This is a genomic window from Sphingobium olei (genome assembly GCF_042678845.1).
In the GTDB taxonomy this organism is placed as follows: domain Bacteria; phylum Pseudomonadota; class Alphaproteobacteria; order Sphingomonadales; family Sphingomonadaceae; genus Sphingobium; species Sphingobium olei.
In genome coordinates this window covers 1-932 of sequence record NZ_JBHTLS010000028.1, presented here as the reverse complement: position 1 = coordinate 932, position 932 = coordinate 1, and the positions used below count along the sequence as shown (strand labels likewise).

Below are 932 nucleotides of genomic sequence, written 5' to 3'. Positions count from 1 at the left end.
AGAGCCCGATTCAAAAGTTTCTCAGGCGTAGCAATACCTTGCGGTTCTGCGGATGAGCATGCGGATAGAAGCGATCATAGCCCAGGCGGTTGAAGAGGCGATGGTCGCTTCCCAGTCCTTTGCGAGGCGGCGACACCGTCCCAGCCAGGCGAAGGTGCGCTCGACGACCCAGCGGCGCGGGAGGACTTCAAAGCCCTTGGCTTGATCAGATCGTTTGATGATCTCGATCACCCAGTTCCCGGCTTTGGCGAGTGCCGTTCTGAGCTTGTCACCGGCGTAGCCACCATCGGCGAAGATATGGCGCAGCCAAGGGAAGCGCTGGCAAATCCTTTTGAGCACGTCGACGGCGCCATCCCGGTCCTGAATATCGGCGGTGTGCACGAGGATGGAGATCAGAAAGCCGGAGGTGTCGGTCAGGATATGACGCTTTCGACCTTTGACTTTCTTGCCTGCGTCATACCCACTCGGACCGCCGCTCTCGGTCGTTTTCACGCTCTGGCTATCGATGATGCCCGCACTGGGAGAGGCTTCGCGCCCCTCGATCTCTCGCAGGTTCATGACCAGCAGCGTGTTCATCACCTCAAACAATCCCGCGTTACGCCAGGCGTAGAAATAGCGCCGGACCGTCGAGACCGGTGGAAAGCACTTGGGCAGCAGGCGCCAGGCACATCCGGCCGAGGCCAGGTAGAGCAACGCGTTGGCCACTTCACGCATATTCGTGCTGCGACGCCGACCGCCGTGCTTTGCCGGAGGAATGAACGGTGCCACCAGCGCCCACTCTCTGTCCGTCATGTCGCTTGGATACCGCAGTCCTTTGCGGCTATGCTCATCTCGAGCAATGCCAGTCCATGCCATTGATCACTCCATCTCTCGCAAGGACGGCGTGAATCATAACATGCTGGTATTGCTCAACAACTTTTGGATCGGGCTCT

1 protein-coding gene is annotated in these 932 nt (G+C 59.0%); it reads right to left on the bottom strand.

Annotation, left to right across the window (positions count from 1 at the left end; genetic code table 11):
- Nucleotides 1-21: 21 nt before the first annotated feature.
- On the bottom strand, nt 22-855 hold the full coding sequence (locus ACFQ24_RS03840) for an IS5 family transposase (protein ID WP_038293239.1): 834 nt from the start codon (nt 853-855) through the stop codon (nt 22-24).
- Nucleotides 856-932: the final 77 nt, after the last annotated feature.

Coding starts and splice junctions, on each gene's coding strand:
- ACFQ24_RS03840 (WP_038293239.1), bottom strand. CDS start 855: ATGGCATGGACTGGCATTGCTCGAGATGAGCATAGCCGCAAAGGACTG.